This is a genomic window from Yersinia aleksiciae (genome assembly GCF_001047675.1).
In the GTDB taxonomy this organism is placed as follows: Bacteria; Pseudomonadota; Gammaproteobacteria; order Enterobacterales; family Enterobacteriaceae; genus Yersinia; species Yersinia aleksiciae.
Genome location: NZ_CP011975.1, coordinates 546,613 through 568,791 on the forward strand (window position 1 = coordinate 546,613; position 22,179 = coordinate 568,791).

The following is a 22,179-nucleotide window of genomic DNA, read 5'->3' on the forward strand; positions in this document are numbered from 1 at the left end:
TCGCATTCCCCACGTTCATTCGTTTATACATTCGATTTTTTATCAACAGGATACAGTCATCGATTCAATGCAGCCATCACATGGGCGACAGTATGGAAAGAGCCACAGACAATGACCACATCCTGTGGTTCTGCATCTTGCATGGCCTGACGCCACGCTGTTTCAACATCGCTAAACTGGCGGGATAGAGTGAGATGCTCAGCCAGTTGCTCCGCAGTGGCCCCACGCGGCCCTTCCAGCGGTGCGCAATACCATTGGTCGACCTGTTCAGATAAGCAGGCCAAGGTACCACCAATATCTTTATCGGATAACATCCCAACCACTGCCCGTACTTTACCCTGTTTCGGTAACTGAGCGAGTCTGTCGGTCAAATAACGTGCGGCATGTGGATTATGGGCCACATCCAAAATCAGCAAGGGTTGCTCACTGACAATCTGGAAACGTCCCGGCAAGCTAGCAGCCTGCAAACCTTGGCGAATTACCGCTTCGCTCAATGGCAATCCAGAATAGTGCAGCACTGCCAATGCGGTGGCCGCATTGGCCAGCGGCACATTGGGCAACGGTAAATCAGCCCACAGACGATCGTCGCACTGCCAGCTCCAACGTTGGTCCTGCTGGCTTAACTGCCATGTCTTATCACGCGGATAGAGTTGCGCACCGAGTTTCGCAGCGACATCGGCAATAGACTGCGGCATATCAGGTTCACCCACCACGGCAGGTTTTCCTGGGCGGAACACTCCGGCCTTTTCGCGCCCAATGCTTTCGCGGTCGAAGCCCAACCAGTCAGTATGATCGATCGCGATACTGGTGATAGCGGCAACATCAGAATCAACAATATTGGTCGCGTCCAAACGCCCACCGAGGCCCACTTCCAGAATCACCACATCAAGCTTAGCCTGCTTAAATAATTGCAGTGCCGATAACGTGCCAAATTCGAAATAAGTCAGCGAGATACCTTCGCGCCCAGCTTCAATTTGGGCAAAAGAGTGGCTATGTTCGGCCTCAGGTAGCTCTTGCCCCTGAATGCGGACTCGCTCGGTATAACGCAAAAGATGAGGAGAGCTGTAAACCCCTACCCGCAGGCCAGCTGCCAGTAAAATTGATTCGAGGGTACAACAGGTAGTGCCTTTGCCATTAGTGCCGGCAATGGTAAATACTTTCGGGGCAGGTTTAAGCAGATCAAGACGCTCAGCAACCTGTTTAACACGCTCCAGACCCAACTCGATTGGCTGAGAATGCAAGCGCTCAAGATAGTAAAGCCACGCGGCCAAAGGCGACGTGGCTTGGGGAATTGGATGATTGTTCATGAGTCCCGTCACTGACCTTTATTCACAATAACCGGACACCACCTTATCAGGGTGATGCCCGTTAGGAAAATCAGGCTTCTGCCTGAGTATCCGTCGCAGCAGTCTCTTTGGCGTCAACCACGCTTGGCTGTGGCTGATGAGTCAATTTAGACAAGATGCTGGCAATCGTCTGGCGCATAACCGGACGGCGCACGATCATGTCGATAGCGCCTTTTTCAATCAAGAATTCACTGCGCTGGAAGCCCGGCGGCAGTTTTTCTCGTACGGTTTGCTCGATAACCCGAGGGCCTGCAAAACCGATTAGGGCTTTAGGCTCACCGATATTGATATCACCGAGCATTGCCAGACTGGCGGAAACGCCCCCCATGGTAGGGTCTGTCAGCACGGAAATGTAAGGCAAACCACGCTCTTGCATTTTAGCCAGAGCAGCACTGGTTTTTGCCATCTGCATCAGTGACATCAATGCTTCCTGCATACGGGCGCCACCACTGGAGGAGAAGCACACCAGCGGGCAATTATCTTCCAGTGCCTGCTCGACAGCGCGAACGAAACGCGCCCCCACAACTGACGCCATTGAACCGCCCATAAAGGCAAATTCAAATGCGGCGGCAACAACAGGCATGCCTTGCAAGGTTCCTTTCATGGCAACCAAAGCATCTTTCTCGCCCGTCTCTTTTTGAGCGGCAGAAATACGATCTTTATACTTTTTGGAATCCTTGAATTTCAGGATGTCCTTCGGCTCCAGCTCGCTACCCAATTCAACTTCACTGCCTGCATCCAGCAGCATATGTAACCGTGCACGGGCTGACATACGCATATGGTGATCACACTTAGGACAAACTTCCAGATTGCGCTCTAGCTCGGCACGGTAAAGTACCTGACCACAACTGTCACATTTCGTCCACACCCCTTCAGGAATACTCGCTTTACGGGTTTGTGTGATATTGCTTTTGTTAAGAATTCGTTCAATCCAGCTCATCGATGACCTTTCTGTTTGAACCTGGCCGTTGCCAGTCCGCTGTTCATGCTTTAACCATCTCCCTGAAAACGCCCCAATAAAAAGTGCCTGAGATACACGCCAGTACAACGTGGCTAAGGCACCGAAATTCGGGTCGTCCGCAGGAACAGACCATAAATGTCACTCATTAAACCATATTGGCTCGACAGTGTAGATAAAAAACTGGTCGAACCCTTGGCTTAGGTAACGTTTTTACTGATTTTTCTGACGTGCCGCTGCGCGCCGATGGCGCCAAACCTCGAATACACCGGGCAAAATTGACACCACAATAATGGCGACAATCAGCAATTTCAGATTGTTCTGCACGATAGGCACATTACCAAACAGGTAACCAGCATAGGTGAATAACAGGACCCATACCAACGCCCCAATCACGTTATAGGCCGCAAAGTGGCGATAGGACATTTTCCCCATGCCAGCAACGAACGGCGCAAAAGTACGAATAATAGGCACAAATCGCGCCAGAATAATCGCTTTCCCACCATGTTTCTCGTAGAACTGATGGGTTTTATCCAGATAACTGCGGCGGAAAATTTTGGAGTCCGGGTTGCTAAAGAGCTTTTCACCGAACACCCGACCGATGGTGTAGTTGATCGCATCCCCGAGAATAGCGGCGGTCACCATCAGGGCCACCATGATATGCACGTTGATATCATTGGATGGCAATGAGGCCAGTGCGCCAGCGACAAAGAGCAAAGAGTCACCTGGCAGGAATGGCGTCACCACCAGACCGGTTTCACAGAATAAAATCAGGAATAAAATGGCATAAACCCAGACCCCATACTGCGCCACCAACTCCGCCAGATGAACATCAATATGCAAAATAAAATCAATAACGAAACGTATAAATTCCATAAATACTCTCGAGTGGTAAGCGAGCTTAAATTTTGATTGAGACTAGCTGAACTTCCTTAAGTATTCCTTAGCTCAAGGTCAGTGGTCAGCCATACACTTATCATTATAACCTGATCAATCATCGGCCAAAAAAAGCGGCCCCATCGGCGCTGCGGGTAAGCCAAAACGCTCAGGATAGTCAACAGACACCAAATATAACCCTTCGGCTTTTGCCGTTGCCGCCGCACGGGTTCGGTCTTTTAGCGCCAGCAACTCGGCCATCCAGGTCACATCCTGATTACCGCAGCCAATCTCGATCAGGCTACCGACAATATTGCGCACCATATGATGCACAAACGCGTTGGCCTTGATATCTACCACGATATACGCGCCGTGTCGGGACACTTTGACATGTTTTACATTTCGCCATGGAGTGCGGGACTGGCACTGCACCGCGCGGAACGAGGTAAAATCATTCTCGCCAAGTAGGCACTGCGCAGCCTGCTCCATTCTTTCGGCATCCAGTGGCATATGGCAATGAGTCACCCCTTGCGCCAATACCGCCGGACGATAGCGATGGTTAAAAATAATATAGCGGTAGCGACGGGCCGTGGCGCTAAAACGGGCGTGGAAATCTTCATCAACCGTTTTTACCCATCGTACCGCGATATCTGAGGGCAAATGGCTATTAACCCCCATGGTCCAGGCGGCGTCTTTGCGTACGGCGGTGGTGACAAAATGCACCACCTGCCCGGTCGCATGCACGCCCGCATCCGTCCGCCCTGCACAAAATACGCCGATAGGCGCATTAGCAACTTTCGAGAGTGCCGCTTCCAGACAAGCTTGCACACTGGTAACTTCTTGCTGACGTTGCCAACCAAAATAGCGGCTACCGTTATATTCGATACCCAGCGCAATTTTCAAACTGGCAACATCTGCTACTGCGGCGTCTTGCTGAGCCAACTCAAGTTCGGACATCAGTAAAGTTGCTCCTGCAACAGGCGCTCCGCCGTTTCGATCGCCATTAATGCGCCACCGAAACGAATGTTGTCAGCCACCGACCAGAACTGTAATACCTCGGGAATACCATAGTCATTACGCACACAACCAATGCTCAAGACATCACTGCCAGAGGCATCGCTGACCTGTGTTGGGTAATCATCTTCTTCCGATAATTGGATGTCTTCGCAACTTTCCAGCTCGCTACGGGCTTCATCCGAGGAGATCGGACGTAGCGCTTCCAGATGCACCACTTGCGCCTGACCGTAGAATACCGGCGACTGAATGCAAGTCACTGAGATAGGCAAACCATCGTCTTGTAGCACTTTACGCACCTGATCGACCAAGCGGCGCTCTTCGCGAACACTGCCCTCTTCATCTGCCATGAGCGGCAAGACATTAAATGCCAGCTGTTTGGCGAAGAAACCCGGTTCAGCAGGGATGCCATTGAGCAGCTTGGCACTTTGTCCGGCCAGATCGTCCACAGCGACTTTGCCGTGAGCCGAGGCAGAAATTAGCGCGGTGACATGCAGGCGGGATAACCCGGCTTGCTCCGTCAGTGGCTTGATAGCCGTCAGTAACTGGCTGGTTAAGCTGTCAGCGACCGCTACAATATTGCGATTGCGGTAATCAGCCAGCACTTGAGGATTGACACTTGGCACCACTAGCGGCACATCATGCTCCATCGCGAACAGGCCGCTGCTGTCGATAACCAAACAACCGGCGTTACCCGCTTCTTCCGCGTATTGCTGCGAGGCCTCAGGACCTGCGACAAAGAAGGCCAACTGCGCCTGTGACCAGTCGAATTCAGCAACATTCTCAACCAGCAAACTTTTGCCGTTAAAGCGCACGGTAGCGCCAGCACTGCGTTCGCTGGCCAGCGGATACAATTCACCAACCGGGAACTGGCGCTCGTGGAGCAACTCCAGCAAAGCTTCACCTACTGCGCCCGTCGCTCCTAACAGAGCAATATTCCAGCCGTCAGACATGTTGGTTTTCTCCACTAACGTTCATTAAAATACAAGGATTTATACAAATACAAAGAGACAGTAAAATAGCGTCTTGAGGTTGATGACCCAGCGTTTACAGTGGTGAGAACAGGCCGATCGTAAAGACGCCGTCAATCCATCCATGGAGGCTCGAGCCTCGCCCCCCCTGGCGCGGACGCTTTACTCTTCTGCCTATCCTCACTCTTCAGATCGCGTCATCGGGTTACAATAGCTGAGTCGTAAACCCTAATTTCTGCAACAGCTCGGCACTGGCTGCATCATCGCACTGCACGCAAAGTGATGACCATTCCCGTCGCTCTTGATAGTGCTTGCGCAGACGGTCAAACTCCCCCGGCAGACCAGCAACACGGCGCAGCGGTGCATCATCGCGGCGCACATCATACACTAAGTGCATCAATCGTTTTAATTTGCCTTCGTCCAGCTCACCATTCAGTTGTAAGTGGCTGAACTCTGGCTGTGGCAATAGCGTGGCTAACTCTACTGATTGCGGCTGCCCCAGATGCTGACTGAATGCTTCGAACACTTGCGTGGTGCCACGCGCTTTGCCTTCCAAAGTGTATCCGGCGATGTGTGGCGTGCCGATATCGACGCGGGCCAGCAGCGGTAACGACAGCTCAGGTTCCGGCTCCCACACATCCAGTACCACACTGAGTTTTTTACCTTTCTCCAGCGCGCGGAGCAGTGCGGCATTATCCACCACCGCACCACGGCAGGCATTGATCAGTATGCGGTCATCTGGCAGGGCAGCCAGTAGCTCATCATCCGCCATATGCAGGCTTTGATAAGCACCGGTTTTATTCAGTGGCGTATGGAAGGTGAGGACATCCGCTTCGCGCACCAGTTTTTCCAGCGGCCAAAAAGTGTCGTTATCGCCACGATCCGCGCGAGGTGGATCACAGAGTAGCGTGCGCACGCCAAGGGCTTGCAGGCGAGCATTAAGCCGTGATCCCACATTTCCCACCCCCACGATACCGACTGTTTTATCGCGCAACTGGAAGCCATCACGTTCAGCCATCATCATCAGCGCAGAAAAAACATATTCAACCACCGCGATCGCGTTACAGCCCGGAGCAGCGGAGAAGCCAATCCCCTGCTGGCGCAGCCAATTATCATCAACATGGTCGGTGCCAGCAGTCGCCGTGCCCACAAAACCAATTGAGGTGCCTTGCAATAGTGACTCATTGACTTTAGTGACCGATCGCACCATCAGCGCATCAGCGTCAGCCAGTGCTTCACGAGGGATAGGTCGCCCCGGCACCGCCTGCACATCGCCCAAACGCCGAAAGAGTGTCTCCGCGTACGGCATATTCTCATCAACCAGAATCTTCACGTTATTCTCCGGCAGCTCACTGCCCTACAGATGAAAAACAGGGGCTTAGTATATACCCAAAAAATGTGGCGTTGCAGCTAACCCCTACGACTTCAAAAAGGGATCCTGAAACGAAAATAATCCCCAAAGTCATTGGAGCCACAGGTAGGCAGCCAGCAAACGCATCCCGATGAGCTTACATTAGTAAGTGATTCGGGTGAGTGAGCGCAGCTAACCCCCCTGTGGTTTCAAGAACAAAAAATAATCCCCAAAGTCATTGGAGCCACAGGTAGGCAGCCAGCAAACGCATCCCGATGAGCTTACATTAGTAAGTGATTCGGGTAAGTGAGCGCAGCTAACACCCCTGTGGTTTCAAGGACGAAGGGGATTGGCGCGACGAAAACGCTCCGGTGTCGTCCCTGAAACCTGCTGAAACATGGCAATAAACGCCGATGCCGAGCTGTAGCCGACATCCAGCGCCACACTTTGCACAGTTTTTCCCTGTTCTAACAATGATATAGCATGGAGGAACCGCAGTCGCTGCCGCCATTCACTAAATGCCATCCCCAGCTCCTGCTGGCAACGGCGCGATAGTGTCCGCTCGGTGGTGTAGACCCGCTTGGCCCAATGTGCCAATGAGGTATTATCCGATGGGCAGCGTTCCAGCGCCGCTAAAATTGGGGACAGGAGCTTATCTTGCGAGGTGGGCAGATAAGTGCGCTGCACCGACGACACCCTGAGTTGATCAATAAATACGCGAGCTAATCGCATATCTTGCTCGCTTTCCGGCATCAATAAGCCGCGAGAGAAGCAATCTTCCATGATGGCGCTAACGATCGGGCTGATATTCATCAAACAAGCGGAATCGGGTAAGTCATTACAGAGATCGAGGGCAATATCAATGGCACGAAAATGCATCGATTTGCGGTTAAAGCTGGAGTGCTCGACGCCAGCGGGGACCCAGACACTGAATTCAGGCGGTGCCAGAAAGCGTTGACCGCCGATATTCATCGCCAACACCCCTGATTTCACGCAGATTAATTGCCCGTATGAATGGCTATGCGGCAGGAATTCAGTATTGGCATTATATATCTCGCAACGGAAGGATAAACTCTGCGGCTCGATGGTGGCGACCACCGGAAAAGAGGGTTCTGTCATGATGCATTAACTCCGGCAAGCCCCATTCCTGCGGCTAAATTGTCCTGATTACATCTATTATTGTCTGATTATCGCTATATAGAATAAACCAGACAAGGGTAAACTGCACCGCATAAGTGTATAGATGAGAATTATTAGCATGAATGTGTTATTCCCCCTGTTCGCGGTGATTATTTGGTCAATCAATGCCGTGGTCAGCAAAGTCTCGGCTACCGCTATTGATCCCGCCGCGATCTCTTTCTACCGCTGGCTGTTGGCGCTACTGACATTAACCCCCTTCTTGCTGATGGGCGTGATCCGCAACGGGTCGGCAATCCGTGTCTATTGGTGGAAACTGATGGTTCTGGGGCTGCTGGGCATGGTGCTGTACCAAAGCCTAGCGTACTACGCAGCCCACAGTGTTAGCGCCCTGTTTATGGGAATATTCAGTTCGTTGATTCCGCTGCTGACGGTGCTGATTAGCATTGTTCTGCTACGTGTCACCCCGACAGTTGGCATCGCGCTGGGCAGTGTGCTGTCATTGGGAGGATTAGTGTGGTTGGTTAGTGCGGGTAACCCCGTACAATTGCTGCAACAGGGTATCGGTAAAGGTGAATTAATGATGTTTGGCGCATCAGCATCCTATGCTCTTTATGGGGTGTTAACCAAACGCTGGGCAATTCAGTTACCGAACTGGCAATCCCTGTATATGCAAATCGCCTTTGGTGTCCTGCTATTAATCCCCAATTTCCTGCTGGCACCGGATGTCCAATTAACAGCGCAAAATATCCCGCTGGTATTATTTGCTGGGATTCCCGCCTCTATTATTGCGCCCTATTTATGGATTCACGGCGTCATGCGTCTTGGTGCCAACACCGCGTCGATATTTATGAATCTGACCCCCGTATTTACCGCCATTATTGCCGTGACTTTCCTCCATGAGCAATTGCACAGCTACCACCTGATTGGCGGCGGTATTACCCTCGCCGGGGTGGTATTGGCTCAACGTCTGCGCAGGCCGCTACGCAGAAAAAGCGCGCAGTAAAGCGAAAAAAACCCGGCCTAAAAGCGCCGGGCGATACTCTAACCTATTGTTTTACGCTAAATAATTCGAGTTGCAGGAACGCAGTTTGAAGTATGACGGGTATCAATCAAAAAGCGGCCAGCCACAGGCGGACCTTCATCCCCCAGTAGCTGGTCCAGCCGCTGGTGTGTTGCACCATCTTGCCCTGATAGAGAATCACCAGTGTCGGCGTCACACTGACTTGCCATTGGGCGGATAACTGGCCTGTCGGATCGTTCACCACTGGCAGTTGATAGCCTTTTTTGCTCAGCCAACGCTCAACCTGCGAGGCATCTCCGGATCGCAGTGCCACGGTCAGCACATTCTCGCCCTCCTGCACTAACTGATTGACACTAGGGCTGGTGAATTTGCAAACGCCACACCATGTCGCCCAGAAATAGATCAGCAGCGGCTTATCTTGGCTCATCGCCTGCAAAGAGACGCTCTCCCCCGTCAGTGTTTGCAAAGGTGTATCTGACCAATCAGGCGGTGCCTGCGGGCTGCGCAGCCAATCCATTCCCAGCGAAACCACCGCCACCAGCAGGACTAAAACCGCCAGCTCTTTGCCCCAACGCTTTAAACGACTCATTTACCCGCCTGTGCCAGTTGCTGCTTCACGATCTCCGCCAGTTGTTCATAGGAGATCGCCCCCGGCACCATTTGGTTGCCAATCAAGGTGGCGGGGGTGCCCTGAATACCCAGTTGATCAGCCAACTTTAGATTAGTGCGCAGCACATTCAGGCTTTGCTCACTCGGTGCCTCGGGTGTGACACCGGTTTTTTTCTGCGCCGCCGCAATACTATTGGCATCATGGAAGCCTTTTTTCGCCATCAAACGCTGATGAAATGCCATAAATTGCTCCGGGTGCTGCTGCCACAGCGTCAACGCCAATCGGGCGCTGGTCACTGAGCTTTCGCCTTTAAATGGCAGCGGTTTTATCACCACTGCCACCTGCGGATACTCCTGCACTATTTTTTCCAGCAGCGGATCAAAGGTTTTGCAGAATGGGCAGTTGTAATCGGTAAATGACACCAAGGTTAGTGCGGGCTTTGCCGCGCCGAATCGTGGGCTACCGGGGTCCTGATACAGGGCTTGCTGATTGGCGGCGATAAACTGACTCAGTTGCTGCCCCTGCGCCTCGTTGGCTTGTTGCTGCCAGGCATTAATCGATTGCTCCAGAATATCCGGATTTGCTACCAGGGTTTCGCGGATCAGCTCTTTGATCCGCACTTCTTGCGCGGGGGTGAAAGGCTCTGCTGCCCAGAGTGGGGTGGCGATCAGCGTTAATAACAAAATCATTAAAATTTTCATTCTTTATTTCCTTTGGCATCGGCCAACACTTTCAACAAAATATCGCGATCCAGCAGTGGGGAGAGCACGACCCCTTGCGGTTGTTGTGGCCCATAAATCTGATTGAACGGGATGGCAACACTGCCGCGCTCACGCAAAAACTGGGTGATATCAGCAGAAGGCCGCGTCCAGTCACCCCGTAATGCCACCACGTCCGGTGCTTGCAGCGCCTGCTGCACATCGTCGCGCATCAACACATGTATCTTGTTGACTTTACAGGTCACACACCAGTCAGCAGTGATATCGACAAACACCCGTTTATGTTCGCGCAGTGCCTTCTTAATGGCGGATTCCGTTAACGGCTGCCACAAGATGTTGTCATGTAGCGGCTTGCGCCACAGGTTCGCCGTCAGTGAACCCGCCAGCAGTAGCGCTCCGATGATCAGCACACTGATTAAGCTAACGATAGCGGCAGCACGTGCACCATAACGCCAGCCAATGGCGACTAACAGCGCCAGCAGCAGCACGCCCGCACTGACCATCACTGCTTGCAGACCAATATGGCTGATCATCAGACTGAGCAGCCACAGGCTGGATGCCAACATCAGTACTCCCATGGCAATCCGCAGATGGCTCATCCAGCGGCCAGGACGCGGTAAGCAGAGTGCCAATGTCGGCCAGGCGGCCACCGCCAACCACGGCAAGCTCATCCCAACGCCAAGCGCGGTGAATATCCCCCACAGTGCAGGCAGCGGGGCCGCCAGTGCAAACGCCACTGCCGTACCGAGGAACGGCGCGGAACAAGGGGTTGCCAGCAGGGTCGCCAGTGCGCCCTGACCAAAGTGACCCGCCATACCACTTGCACCTGATCTCTCCACGCGCGGCGCAGCAATGCGGCTGTTCAGTGACGAGGAGAGCTGGATTTCGAACAGGCCAAACAGATTGGCGGTAAAAAGTGCGGTAACCAGCACCATAAAACCGATAAACCACGGGTTCTGGAACTGGATCCCCCAGCCAAGGGCGTGATTGCCTAAACGCAAGACGGTCATCAGCAGTGCCAGCAACCAAAATGAGCTGATGATCCCCGCCGAAGAGGCCAGAAACTGCCAACGTACCTGACGACGAGTCTGGTGTTCCGTTTGTAGAATCGACCCCAGTTTCATCGCCAATACCGGCAGCACGCAGGGCATGAGATTCAGAATCAGTCCGCCCGCCAGCGCCATCAATATCCAGGACCAAAAGGCGCTGGATGACGCTGGCAAGGTGAGCGCCGGCCCAATGGTGAGTGTGGCTTCTTGCGCCAAACCGGCATCGGTAATCACCATGGTCAGCGGTTTGCCGCGCAGATCCGCCGTCCCTTCACCCCAACCATCCGTGGCAGGAACCCGCACCGATAGCTGCTTACCTTGCACGCTAACAATGGGTTTACCAAGATCCACATCGTCCAGCGTATCGAAGAACAACGCGGGCTGCTGCCAACCTCCCTCACGCAGCGCCAGAATTTGCACCTCTCCGTTGCCATAGCCCGCCTGAATCTGTTGGGTCAAGGCATTGGCAATCGGTACTTGCCCCATCGCTTGGGCAAAATCGTGCGCAAATTGCTGCTGATCTTCAGTGCTTACCGATGAGGAGAGATCAAGGCTAAAGGGGTAGTCGGTCAAAATGCAGACATTGCTACAGGTCGACAGGGTTAATGTCCCGCTCAGTGTTTTGGGTCGCTTGCCGGAAATGACGATCGGTAACATCACCTGTTCATGATATCCCTGAGTCGAAATCCCAGAAACATCAAAGCGTTGTGGCACTGGCCAGAACCATTTTACTGCGCCAAGGGGCTGATCCCAGACAATCGTGGGCGCAATCCCCCCTTCTCCCGGCGAGCGCCAGTAGGTTTTCCAGCCATCTTCCAGTTGAACGGCAAGTAACATGCGGGTTTCACCGCTGATTGATGGCTCGGCACGTAGCCGAACTTTGGCGTGGTCGTTTTGCGGACTGACCCGCCAGCCGCTGTCTGCCGCCCAAAGAGCAGGCATCCATAACAGCAACAGACAGAACAAGGCTGTCTTGCTTAAATTGAGCATTGTTTTTCTCCAAAAATAGATTAATCACAGCAACTACTGCGTTGCCGTCATGACGCCAAAAACGTCTCTACTCTCGGAAAATACATAATCGCAGATGCACCCTTAAACCACTGGGTGATATGGCTCTGGGCGGCGGGAATCGCATGCGTGTCGGTGCGGTCGGCATCAACAGCAGCAGTAACAGACCCAAAGAGAAAATGGCTAATTCGAACAGCACGGGTGGTGAGGCCAAGAGAGACTTGGCAGTCAGCTCGCAAGGGGTTGGCGCTTCATTTAAGTCAGCAAGGGTTTGTGACGCTGATATCGGGAGGAGGTTTTTCGTCAACGCGTGCAGGCTGGCGATGCGTTGTGTCATACAAACCAGTATGACCAGGCAAGCCAGACAGAGGAACCACTTAGCAGCGCGTTGTCTTTTAACCATTATCCGTGTTTAACCTGTATCCGTGCGATTCATCTCAAAAATTGTTAAATCAGTCCCGTGCAGGATGAGCGCTCATCTTAACGGCATAATCAATATTATCAATGTCTGAACCTAAACTATCACTCAAGATTACAATTAATGACAAAGGCGTTTACTTAAAAAATGTAATGTAGCCGACACATTTACAGGTATCATATTGGCAGCCTGCACCTATCGCTGGCTAATACCTATACTCTCCATAGTATCGCCTCCACAGCGAAGGACCGGTTATATGCAACCTTTGAACGGCCCAGGTGCGCCCCTTGCCAGTGATCGCAATGTCGCACCGACTAAGATGACCCATCAGGGCCAAGTGGACTCTCAGGCATTGACCCCTGCTCAACGCACCACGCTGGAAAAACTGATTGTGCGGATTATGGCCCTCAGCCCGATAAAATCCGCCGAGATCTGGGCTGCCCTGCGCCACGATTTATCCCTTAGCAGTACCAGTGATTTGCTCGCTCGCCACTTCCAACCCGCAGAGCAGCTACTGCAAACGCGCTTGTCTCAGGTACAAGAAAATCACGCCAATCATCAGTTGCGCCAACAACTGACTGAACTGCTGCCTCAAGGTAACAATCGACAGGCGGTGAGTGACTTTATTCGCCAGAACTTTGGTCACACCGTGTTAAGTCAGTTAAGCCATTCAGAATTACAGCAAGTATTAGTGCTGCTGCAATCCGGCACGCTGAATATTCCGCAACCACAGTTGACCACGATAACGGACCGGCCACTGTTACCCGCGGAACAGCAAAATATTCAATCACTGGTGGTAAAACTCAGTGCCGCCACTGGCGAACAACCAGCAAAAATATGGCAAGCGCTGTTTGATATGGTGGGGGTGAAAAGCAGTGACCCGCTGCCAGCGCGCCATTTCCAGATACTCAGCCAGTTTTTGCAGACCAAAGTGGTGCTTAGCCAACAAACAGCACCGACACTGGTTAACCTGCAAACCGCATTAAAACAGCCTGCCACTGCGCAGGAGCAGCAGTTATTGATTGATTACAGCCAGAATCGCTTTCAGGCCAGCCCCACGACGCCACTGACGCAAGCGCAGCTGAACGACATTATCAATGTGCTGTTTGCGGCCCGACTAGACCGGGCTAACGCGGTACAATATTCAACTGAAGATCAAAAAATGCTTCAGCCAGTGATTAATCCGATGATTATCGCATTACCGGAATCATTACAAACCATACTGCAAAAGCCGTCACTGGTTATTGTCGCGGCGGCCATTGTGATCGTCTTTTTACTGGCAATATTCCTTTAAGCGCCATCCACAGTGGCTCAGGTTATTTCAGCCTGCGCCACCTATCTGACGATACCCAGTTCACCACACTAATAAGCCCCAGCCCACCAGCGCGCTCCATAATAAGAATGGTAGCGAGTAAGCGTGAAATTTCAGCCAAATCGCCGGCTCACCCGCCATTCTGAGCGCAATGAGATTTGCCATCGACCCCAAGGCAAAACCAAAACCACCAATATTCACCGCATAAGCCACCAGCGCACTGGATGGCAGGTAATTCAGCAATAAAATCGTGGCGGGAACATTACTGATTAATTGGGATAGGCCGATGCCTAATAGATAAGCGGTTGTTGCAGATAGAGCTTTAATTTCCCCAAACAACGATTGCAACGCAGGTAATTCAGTCAATAGGCGCACATCGATAAACATCGCCATAAAGACCACAATCAAGCTCCAATCAATTGCCAGTAAAACCCGCCGTGCCAGTAGTAATAAGCCAGCAAAAACAATAAGCAGCCCATATTCAGCCTTGCCCAGATCCACGCAGATAATAAAAATCACATACAGCGCCAAACAACTGAGCAACAAGTGAAACTGGTAAGGATAGATGGGGCTGGAAGCCTGCTTACTTATTTTGCGTGCAGGGAAGCGCCACCAGGTTACCGCCAGCAATGTCAGTAAAATCGCAACAGCCAAAGGTGCCATCTGGCGGGTAAAAGCCATAAATGACAGTTCAGAGCGGCTCCATAATAGAATATTTTGTGGGTTGCCGATCGGCGTTAATAGCGAGCCTGCATTCACTGCCAGCGCAGAGAAAATAATCAGCCGGGATACTGGCAGAGACGATATTTTTTTCAACGTTAAAATCAGTGGAACAATGATAAACAGCGCAACATCATTGGTGAGAAAGGATGACAACAGCGCCGCAGATGAAACCAAAAACAGTGCCAAATGTCGTTCGGTGTGCAATGTGTTAATCATCTTCCGACCGATAAAATCGAAATAGCCGCTGACCTCAACCCCCTTCGTCAGTAGCATTAATCCCAATAACGTCACTATGGTGGTCCAGTCAATAAACTGCGGGAAGGCGGTTATTTTCGCTGGCATTAGCGCTGTTAAGCCTATTCCTAGAATCAATAAAATATGTAGCAGGCGGTCTTTCAAAAAAGGTCTGAAAACCGTATATACAGCACGATGGGTGGCAGTGAAAAGTGTCATCAGAAAATCTATCAATAATCAGGGCTGACAAAGAGAGGTCACGTTAACGCAGCCTCTCATTTTATGCCAGCCCCTATTCTAACCTCCATCAAAAACAGCTGCCGACCATTAAACTCATGACCGGCAGTCTCAATTTATATCTGCGTGTTGTGTTTTATCGCTTTTCTAAAATCATCCATTGAACAGAAGCCTTTGGCATCAATCGGGCATCCTTTGATTTCCAATGTCACACGTTTTGGCGGTGCCTGGAGGGTCAGCGGCGTTTTATTACGAATTTGCTCAGTGGACAGATAGATATATTCAATCTTCATCATATCTTTATTCTGTTTGATATCTTTCCAACGTTCAAAGACCACTTTGCCGCTGATGGGCGTTTTCTCATATTGGTCTGGCAGCTGATACTCTTTAGTTTTCAGAGCGGCCAGCAATGACGCAATATTAGAGTCATGACCAACCAATACCGCCAATTTAGCTTTTTGCGCGGCTAATTCATTCGGCGTTTTCTCGCCTGCGGGATCAAGGGCTGCACTGATAAAACTCACCAATTTCTCGGCAGCGTTATCCGCGATAGCAGGCGAACCAAATAACGTCTCATGGTAGAGGTTTTTAATATCAATTAATTTGCGCCACTCTTCTGGTGATTGAATTCGCCCCCAAGCCACATCTTTCGCCGGAAAACCCTCGTAATATTGCAGCATGAAGGCATCTGAAGCACCGGTGCCTAATTTCAGCGGCCCCGTGATGCCCGGCTCTTTATTCTGCACTAAAACAATCGAGGTCGGCTGGGTGCTCCAGTCACATTTTTTATCCACTAGACAGGCTGGCGAACTTTTATAATCCAACACGCGGGATAGTAGTTCGTAATTCGGTTGTAAGCGCTGATTTAAGCCCTCTACCCCACCCGGACCGGCATGTTGATTAATGGAGGCCAGCGCTTTTTCTTTAAATTCTGGCGTCACATCCAGCGTAATGATCGGATTAAACACGGGGTCCATCTTGCCGATATCTTTTTGGTGAGCCACTGGCACATTACAACCTGGGAAAGCACCAAATAAGAAATGCTGCGCCGTGCCAATAGTTCTTGGCAAACTGTTGGCGTAAGTAAATACAGAGGCGTCAACAGGGCATCCGGTGGCTTTCAGTAATTTGGCATCGGCTAACCACAGGCGGAAATAACCACCCAATATCGCCTCGATCTCTGCCCCTTTCGGTGTCAAATAGCCACCCGGAGTACTCCACTGCGGCCATTTATCCGGTGTCGCACTGGAGAGCATATCGCCATAATTCACCAACGGTGCACGTATTCCATGGCGGCTCATCACTAACACTTGCTCAAGTTTATAATTATCGCTTTTATTCTGTGCCACGACGTAGGTTGAAGCAGGTAAGAGTATCGCTAATAAGGTCAGGGTATATGCCGTCTTTATTTTTATCATCCCAAGCTCCGTCATCCAGTTGATGGTATAAGAGTTAATCGACTTTTCCGATTGCTACAGTTTTGTTACAAACAACATGATAGACAGAGATAATTAGCAAAGGCGGAGTCATATCACAGTTTTGCCAATTGCTCGCAACCGACACTAACAGGAAGATAACGATGAAAATTTTGGGCCTTATTGGTGGGATGAGTTGGGAGTCGACCATTCCTTATTACCGGATGATTAATCAGCAGGTTAAAGAGCAATTAGGCGGATTGCACAGCGCCAAAATTATTCTCTACAGTGTGGATTTTCATGAAATTGAACAGTTGCAAGCTAAAGGTGACTGGCAGACAGCCGCAAAAGTGCTGTCTGATGCTGCCGTATCATTAAAACTCGCAGGGGCTGAGGTGGTGGTGGTATGCACAAATACCATGCATAAAGTGGCCGATGATATTGAAGCCGCCAGTGGGCTGCCGTTATTGCATATTGCCGATGCCACTGCCGCACAAATTAAGCAGCAAGGTATCCATAAAATAGGTTTATTAGGCACTCGCTATACCATGGAGCAAGATTTCTATCGTGGGCGGTTAACTGAAAAACACTATATTGAGGTGATTACGCCAGACAGTGCTGACCGTGAAATCATAAACCGCATTATTTATGAAGAGCTGTGTCTGGGGGTGATTAATGACAACTCGCGCCAAGCCTATCGCCGAATTATGGGTAAATTAGAGCAACAAGGTGTGCAAGGCATTATCTTTGGTTGCACTGAGATTACATTGTTGGTGAATGAGCAAGATGCCAGTGTGCCGGTATTTGATACCACTGCAATCCATGCCAAAGCCGCTGCTGAGTATGCGCTGAAGCGCTAGTCGTTATTAACGCCAATGCTATTGGCCATTGCTGTGGCGGCAAGACAATAACGGCAAGCACGAAAATATCAGCCTCTAATGGCATTTTTTCCTGCGGCCTTGGCGTTATAAAGCATTTTATCCGCACGGATTAATAATTGTTCTTGAGCTTCATTTTGCGCCAACTCGACGACGCCTAAACTCATGGTCACATGAATATTACCGTCCACCGGCATGACCTCTATGAGCTGCCTGATCTCCTCAGCAATAGTTTTAGCCTCGTTTAATTGCGTGTTCGGCAAGACAATCATAAACTCATCGCCCCCCCAACGGCCCAAAACGTCAATTTCTCTAATATTATTCCTAATCACATCAACAATGTGTGTCAGGGTTAAATCCCCGACTGAATGGCCGTATTGGTCATTAATAAATTTGAAATTATCTAAATCCAGCGAAAGCAATGATAACGGCTGACTAAATCGCTTAGCACGGTTATATTCATGCTTCAGTACTTTCTCCAGTAAATAGCGATTGGCGGCTGAGGTTAATACATCCGTTTCAGAAAGACTTTTTTTGATATCTAATTGCTGCTGAAGTTGGTCATTGGTTTTGCGTAACTCTGCTGTTCGCTCCTCAACTAATGCTTCCAGCGTTTTATTCTTGAGTTCTAACTTTTCAAGGCGATGTTTTTTATCATGAATATTACGGTGGGCCCCTATCATCCTTGATACCGAACCATCGCGATTACGTTCAATCACTTTGCCGCGATCTTCAATCCAGATATAGCCACCATCATGGGTTAGGCAGCGATATTCTATCTGGTATCTTTCGGACTGATTATTAATATAGGCATCGAACTGAAACATAACTCGGTCAAAATCATCCGGATGGATAATTTTCTCCCAAGTATGTACTGTATTTTCAAACGCATGAGCAGGATAGCCCAGCATTTCATACCAGCCAGAATTACGGTAAACAAATCCATTGTTTGCGTTCCAATCCCAGATACCATCACTTATTACTTCCAGTATTTCGTGAACAACGCGCTCGTTTAAATCTGCAATCTTCAACTTCTGATCACTTTGATTGTGGCTCATTGAACTACCCTGCTGTGTTGGTAAATTAAAAGGCAAAAAATAAGCTTGTTTAATTATTGTTCTAATATTGTGAATTAACGTTTTTAGGTAGGCAAGGGGTTTTTAACGTTAAATTTGACTTTAGGTAAATAAAAACAGATTAAAAATAGATGAAATTTAAGCTAATACGTTAATATTCAATCACCTACTTTCTATACTGTTATCTGCTTTAGTTATTTAGTATAAGATGTTTTTATGAATAACAAGTGATCAACCCCCATTCTTTTATACAAAAAGAGGGAATTAACAAAAAAGACATGAATATCTGATGATTACACTATTTTTATTGCATAGCGTTTATTTTATAGCGAATAAAAAAGCCCGCGATCTCTCGCGGGCCTTATTATTCGGGATAAACCAGTAGAAATATCTACGGCTAGCCTTATTTCTGGTATTTACGCATGACTAAGGTGGCGTTAGTCCCACCGAAACCGAAGCTATTAGACATCACGGTTGTCAGTTCACGTTGAGTCGGTTCAGTGATGATATTCATCCCTGCCGCTTGCTCATCCAGATTTTCAATATTGATACTTGGCGCGATAAAACCGTGCTCAACCATCAACAGGCTGAAGATAGCTTCATGTACACCTGCCGCACCCAGAGAGTGGCCGGTCATTGCTTTGGTTGAGGAGATAGCTGGCGTGTTATCACCAAATACTTCACGGATCGCGCCCAGCTCTTTCACATCACCAACCGGTGTAGAAGTGCCGTGTACGTTCATGTAGTCGATTGGCGTATCAACACCTTCCATTGCCATCTGCATGCAGCGAACCGCGCCTTCACCCGATGGTGCAACCATATCGGCACCGTCAGAGGTAGCACCGTAGCCAACAATTTCAGCATAAATGTGCGCGCCACGGGCCAGAGCATGTTCCAGCTCTTCAACCACCACCATGCCACCACCGCCTGCAATCACGAAACCATCACGGTCTTGATCGTAAGTACGGGATGCTTTGGTCGGCGTTTCATTGTATTTGGTCGACAATGCACCCATGGCGTCGAACTCGCAGGACATTTCCCAGCACAGTTCTTCACCGCCGCCAGCAAACACCACATCCTGTTTGCCCAGTTGGATCAACTCCAGCGCATGGCCAATACAGTGTGCTGAGGTCGCACAAGCTGAGCTGATAGAGTAGTTTACGCCTTTGATTTTAAAAGGGGTTGCCAGACATGCAGAGACACCAGACGCCATGGCTTTAGTCACCATGTATGGGCCTACGCCTCGCAAGCCTTTTGCGCGCATACCATCAGAACCAGCAACTTGGTTACGTGGTGAACCCCCGCCGGAACCGACAACCAGCCCGCTGCGGAAATTTGAGACTTGATCTTCAGTCAAGCCAGAGTCTTCAACCGCTTGTTTCATCGCCAGGTAAGCATAGATCGAGGCGTCGCTCATAAAGCGCAGCACCTTACGGTCGATATTATCTGTAATTGTCTCAGGGTTGAGTTTTACATCGCCCCACACATGGCTGCGCATACCTGCGTCTTTAAATTCCTGAGCGAAAGTAATGCCAGAGCGGCCTTCCTGCAAAGATGCCAGAACTTCCTGCTGGTTGTTACCAATGCTGGAGACAATACCCAAGCCAGTAATTACTGCACGCTTCATTCAATACCTCTTCCACATATTTTACATTCGGGATTTTGCAACGCACTTTAGCGTACAGTTGTACGCCGAACAAGTCCGATCAGCGTAATATAGCCAGATAATTTTACAATTTGCACGCGGTGGGTCACATAGTTAGAATCGCCCTACCCCTTGAGATACGAGTCTTTTAACGTGAGCCAAGCGCCAATCCAAACTGCAACCTTAAGCTGGAATGAACAGGGTACACCTGTATCGGAACAGTTTGGTGACATCTATTTTTCCAATGAAGATGGGCTGGAAGAGACACACCACGTTTTTCTTAAGGGAAACGGTTTTCCGGCACGTTTCGAGCAACATCCGCGGGATAACTGCATTTTTGCTGAAACGGGCTTTGGCACTGGATTGAATTTTCTGACATTGTGGCGCGATTTTGCCCAATTTAAGCAGCAAAATCCTACCGCCAAACTCCAGCGTTTGCACTATATCAGCTTCGAAAAATACCCCCTTCAAGTTGCCGATTTAGCCGCTGCCCATGGTCGCTGGCCGGAATTGGCCACTTTTGCCGAACAGTTGCGAGCACAATGGCCCCTGCCCCTTGCGGGCTGTCATCGTATTTTGCTGGCTGAGGGGGCTATCACGCTGGATTTGTGGTTTGGCGATGTTAATACGCTGCTGCCACTGCTGGATGCTAGCCTGAATCATCAGGTGGATGCTTGGTTCCTCGATGGCTTCGCCCCCGCCAAAAATCCCGATATGTGGAATGACACCCTGTTCAGTGCAATGGCGCGCATGGCAAGGGTCGGGGGGACTTTTTCGACCTTTACCGCCGCCGGATTTGTCCGCCGAGGGCTGCAACAGGCCGGTTTTGATGTGGTTAAAGTGAAAGGTTTCGGGCAGAAACGTGAAATGCTGACGGGGACCTTACCGCAAAGTCTCGATGTGCCATCCGCCCCTTGGTACCACCGCCCCTCTGCGGCCCGTTGTGATGATATTGCGATTATCGGTGGTGGGATTGTCAGTGCATTGACCGCATTGGCCTTGCAGCGTCGTGGGGCGAAGGTCACACTTTATTGTGCCGATGCACGACCTGCACAGGGCGCATCGGGTAATCGGCAAGGGGCTATCTACCCGCTGCTGAATGGCAAAAATGATGCACTGGAAAGCTTTTTCACCAGCGCATTTACCTTCGCGCGCCGCCAATATGACCAATTGATTGAGCAAGGTATCCAGTTTGATCACCAGTGGTGCGGTGTCAGCCAATTGGCGTTTGATGAAAAAAGTCGTGGCAAGATTGATAAGATGCTACAAACCCTGTGGCCGGAGTTCCTCGCCCAAGGCATGAGCCGCGAACAGCTCAGTGCACTGGCCGGATTAGATTGCGCTCATGATGGCATACACTATCCCGCCGGTGGCTGGCTCTGCCCATCAGATCTGACTACCGCCCTCATGGCGCTGGCGCAACAAAATGGTATGGTTTGCCATTATCAGCATGAGTTGCAGCAGTTAGTGCACATTGACGGACAGTGGCAGCTAACCTTTGCTGAGCAAGCCGCCAAGCAGCATGCCTCCGTGATCTTGGCCACCGGCCACCGCTTGCCTGAGTGGGAACAAACCCGCCATCTGCCACTCTCTGTCGTGCGCGGGCAGGTATCACACATTCCCACCACACCGGTACTCAGCCAGTTACGACAAGTGCTGTGCTATGACGGCTACCTCACGCCAGTGAATCCCGCCAATCAGCACCACTGTATCGGTGCCAGTTATCAGCGAGGCGATATTGCCACTGATTTTCGGGCTGAGGAACAACATGAGAATCGGGATCGGCTATTACGCTGCCTGCCGCAGGTGAGTTGGCCGCAGCAGGTTGATATCAGTGATAATCAGGCCCGCTGCGGGGTGCGCTGTGCTATCCGTGACCATTTACCGATGGTGGGTGCCGTGCCGGATTACGCCGCCACCCTGGCACAATATCAGGATTTGCCGCGCAAGATTCAGCGCGGTGATGAAATAGCCCCTGCACCAGTGTGGCCTGAGTTATTTATGGTGGGGGCATTGGGATCGCGTGGTTTGTGCAGTGCGCCGCTGGTGGCTGAAATTCTGGCAGCACAGATATTTGGCGAGCCTCTACCATTAGATGCGCCGACATTGGCGGCGCTGAATCCTAACCGCTTCTGGATTCGAAAATTACTGAAAGGCAGACCGGTGCAACATCGTTAA

General features: G+C 50.6%; 19 protein-coding genes. 4 read left to right on the forward strand and 15 right to left on the reverse strand.

The annotated features are described in order from the left end of the window. Window positions 1-56: 56 nt before the first annotated feature. The 7 genes from folC to ACZ76_RS02670 all read right to left on the reverse strand — a co-directional run bounded on the left by folC (window position 57) and on the right by ACZ76_RS02670 (window position 7,635). Window positions 57-1,307, reverse strand: a complete 1,251-nt coding sequence (gene folC / locus ACZ76_RS02640; protein ID WP_048616556.1) for a bifunctional tetrahydrofolate synthase/dihydrofolate synthase — start codon at window positions 1,305-1,307, stop codon at window positions 57-59. A 70-nt stretch (window positions 1,308-1,377) separates the two neighbouring features. Next, window positions 1,378-2,286: an acetyl-CoA carboxylase, carboxyltransferase subunit beta gene (gene accD, locus ACZ76_RS02645; protein WP_048616558.1), complete on the reverse strand. Its 909-nt coding sequence runs from the start codon at window positions 2,284-2,286 to the stop codon at window positions 1,378-1,380. A 231-nt stretch (window positions 2,287-2,517) separates the two neighbouring features. Then, a complete protein-coding gene (locus ACZ76_RS02650; RefSeq protein WP_048616560.1) occupies window positions 2,518-3,180 on the reverse strand; it encodes a DedA family protein in 663 nt (220 codons plus the stop codon). A gap of 114 nt (window positions 3,181-3,294) precedes the next feature. Beyond that, on the reverse strand, window positions 3,295-4,137 hold the full coding sequence (gene truA, locus ACZ76_RS02655; RefSeq protein WP_048616563.1) for a tRNA pseudouridine(38-40) synthase TruA: 843 nt from the start codon (window positions 4,135-4,137) through the stop codon (window positions 3,295-3,297). Continuing rightward, entirely contained in the window at window positions 4,137-5,147 is a 1,011-nt protein-coding gene (locus ACZ76_RS02660; RefSeq protein WP_048616564.1) for an aspartate-semialdehyde dehydrogenase, read from the reverse strand. The genes truA and ACZ76_RS02660 overlap by 1 nt, the downstream gene beginning before the upstream one ends. A 223-nt stretch (window positions 5,148-5,370) precedes the next feature. Then, window positions 5,371-6,498, reverse strand: coding sequence for a 4-phosphoerythronate dehydrogenase PdxB (pdxB, locus tag ACZ76_RS02665; protein ID WP_048616566.1), 1,128 nt, complete (start codon window positions 6,496-6,498; stop codon window positions 5,371-5,373). Between the two features lie 351 nt (window positions 6,499-6,849). Beyond that, on the reverse strand, window positions 6,850-7,635 hold the full coding sequence (locus ACZ76_RS02670) for an AraC family transcriptional regulator (protein ID WP_048616567.1): 786 nt from the start codon (window positions 7,633-7,635) through the stop codon (window positions 6,850-6,852). Window positions 7,636-7,774: 139 nt separating this feature from the next. Here ACZ76_RS02670 and ACZ76_RS02675 point away from each other — a divergent pair, with 139 nt between their 5' ends. Further along, window positions 7,775-8,659, forward strand: coding sequence for a DMT family transporter (locus ACZ76_RS02675; RefSeq protein WP_048616569.1), 885 nt, complete (start codon window positions 7,775-7,777; stop codon window positions 8,657-8,659). A gap of 106 nt (window positions 8,660-8,765) precedes the next feature. Here the strand turns inward: ACZ76_RS02675 and ACZ76_RS02680 are convergent, their stop codons facing one another. The 4 genes from ACZ76_RS02680 to ACZ76_RS17905 form a co-directional block, all read right to left on the reverse strand. Next, a complete protein-coding gene (locus ACZ76_RS02680; RefSeq protein WP_048616571.1) occupies window positions 8,766-9,266 on the reverse strand; it encodes a protein disulfide oxidoreductase in 501 nt (166 codons plus the stop codon). Continuing rightward, window positions 9,263-9,988: a DsbA family protein gene (locus ACZ76_RS02685; RefSeq protein ID WP_048616573.1), complete on the reverse strand. Its 726-nt coding sequence runs from the start codon at window positions 9,986-9,988 to the stop codon at window positions 9,263-9,265. Before ACZ76_RS02685 ends, ACZ76_RS02680 begins: the two co-directional genes overlap by 4 nt. Continuing rightward, the gene (locus tag ACZ76_RS02690; RefSeq protein ID WP_048616575.1) at window positions 9,985-12,045 is read right to left on the reverse strand and encodes a protein-disulfide reductase DsbD family protein; all 2,061 of its coding nucleotides are present in this window, start codon (window positions 12,043-12,045) and stop codon (window positions 9,985-9,987) included. Before ACZ76_RS02690 ends, ACZ76_RS02685 begins: the two co-directional genes overlap by 4 nt. 67 nt (window positions 12,046-12,112) lie before the next feature. Beyond that, window positions 12,113-12,466, reverse strand: a complete 354-nt coding sequence (locus tag ACZ76_RS17905; protein ID WP_050126121.1) for a hypothetical protein — start codon at window positions 12,464-12,466, stop codon at window positions 12,113-12,115. Window positions 12,467-12,737: 271 nt separating this feature from the next. Between ACZ76_RS17905 and flk the strand changes: the two genes are divergently transcribed. After that, on the forward strand, window positions 12,738-13,775 hold the full coding sequence (flk, locus tag ACZ76_RS02700; RefSeq protein ID WP_048616579.1) for a flagella biosynthesis regulator Flk: 1,038 nt from the start codon (window positions 12,738-12,740) through the stop codon (window positions 13,773-13,775). A 60-nt stretch (window positions 13,776-13,835) separates the two neighbouring features. Here flk and ACZ76_RS02705 read toward each other — a convergent pair whose 3' ends face one another. Together ACZ76_RS02705 and agp are read right to left on the reverse strand one after the other, a co-directional pair. Further along, window positions 13,836-14,969 carry an SLC13 family permease gene (locus ACZ76_RS02705; RefSeq protein WP_048616581.1) on the reverse strand — a complete coding sequence of 378 codons (1,134 nt, stop codon included), beginning with the start codon at window positions 14,967-14,969 and terminating at the stop codon, window positions 13,836-13,838. A gap of 134 nt (window positions 14,970-15,103) precedes the next feature. Beyond that, the gene (agp, locus tag ACZ76_RS02710; protein ID WP_048616583.1) at window positions 15,104-16,405 is read right to left on the reverse strand and encodes a bifunctional glucose-1-phosphatase/inositol phosphatase; all 1,302 of its coding nucleotides are present in this window, start codon (window positions 16,403-16,405) and stop codon (window positions 15,104-15,106) included. A gap of 161 nt (window positions 16,406-16,566) precedes the next feature. Here agp and ACZ76_RS02715 point away from each other — a divergent pair, with 161 nt between their 5' ends. Further along, a complete protein-coding gene (locus ACZ76_RS02715; RefSeq protein ID WP_048616585.1) occupies window positions 16,567-17,262 on the forward strand; it encodes an aspartate/glutamate racemase family protein in 696 nt (231 codons plus the stop codon). Between the two features lie 68 nt (window positions 17,263-17,330). On the opposite strand, the gene ACZ76_RS02720 is transcribed toward ACZ76_RS02715, so the two are convergent. Next, window positions 17,331-18,338 (reverse strand): sensor domain-containing diguanylate cyclase, encoded by a 1,008-nt coding sequence (locus ACZ76_RS02720; protein WP_048616588.1) that lies wholly within the window; start codon window positions 18,336-18,338, stop codon window positions 17,331-17,333. Between the two features lie 421 nt (window positions 18,339-18,759). After that, window positions 18,760-19,983, reverse strand: a complete 1,224-nt coding sequence (gene fabB, locus ACZ76_RS02725) for a beta-ketoacyl-ACP synthase I (RefSeq protein WP_048616590.1) — start codon at window positions 19,981-19,983, stop codon at window positions 18,760-18,762. 171 nt (window positions 19,984-20,154) lie between these two features. Here fabB and mnmC point away from each other — a divergent pair, with 171 nt between their 5' ends. Beyond that, on the forward strand, window positions 20,155-22,179 hold the full coding sequence (gene mnmC, locus ACZ76_RS02730; protein ID WP_048616592.1) for a bifunctional tRNA (5-methylaminomethyl-2-thiouridine)(34)-methyltransferase MnmD/FAD-dependent 5-carboxymethylaminomethyl-2-thiouridine(34) oxidoreductase MnmC: 2,025 nt from the start codon (window positions 20,155-20,157) through the stop codon (window positions 22,177-22,179).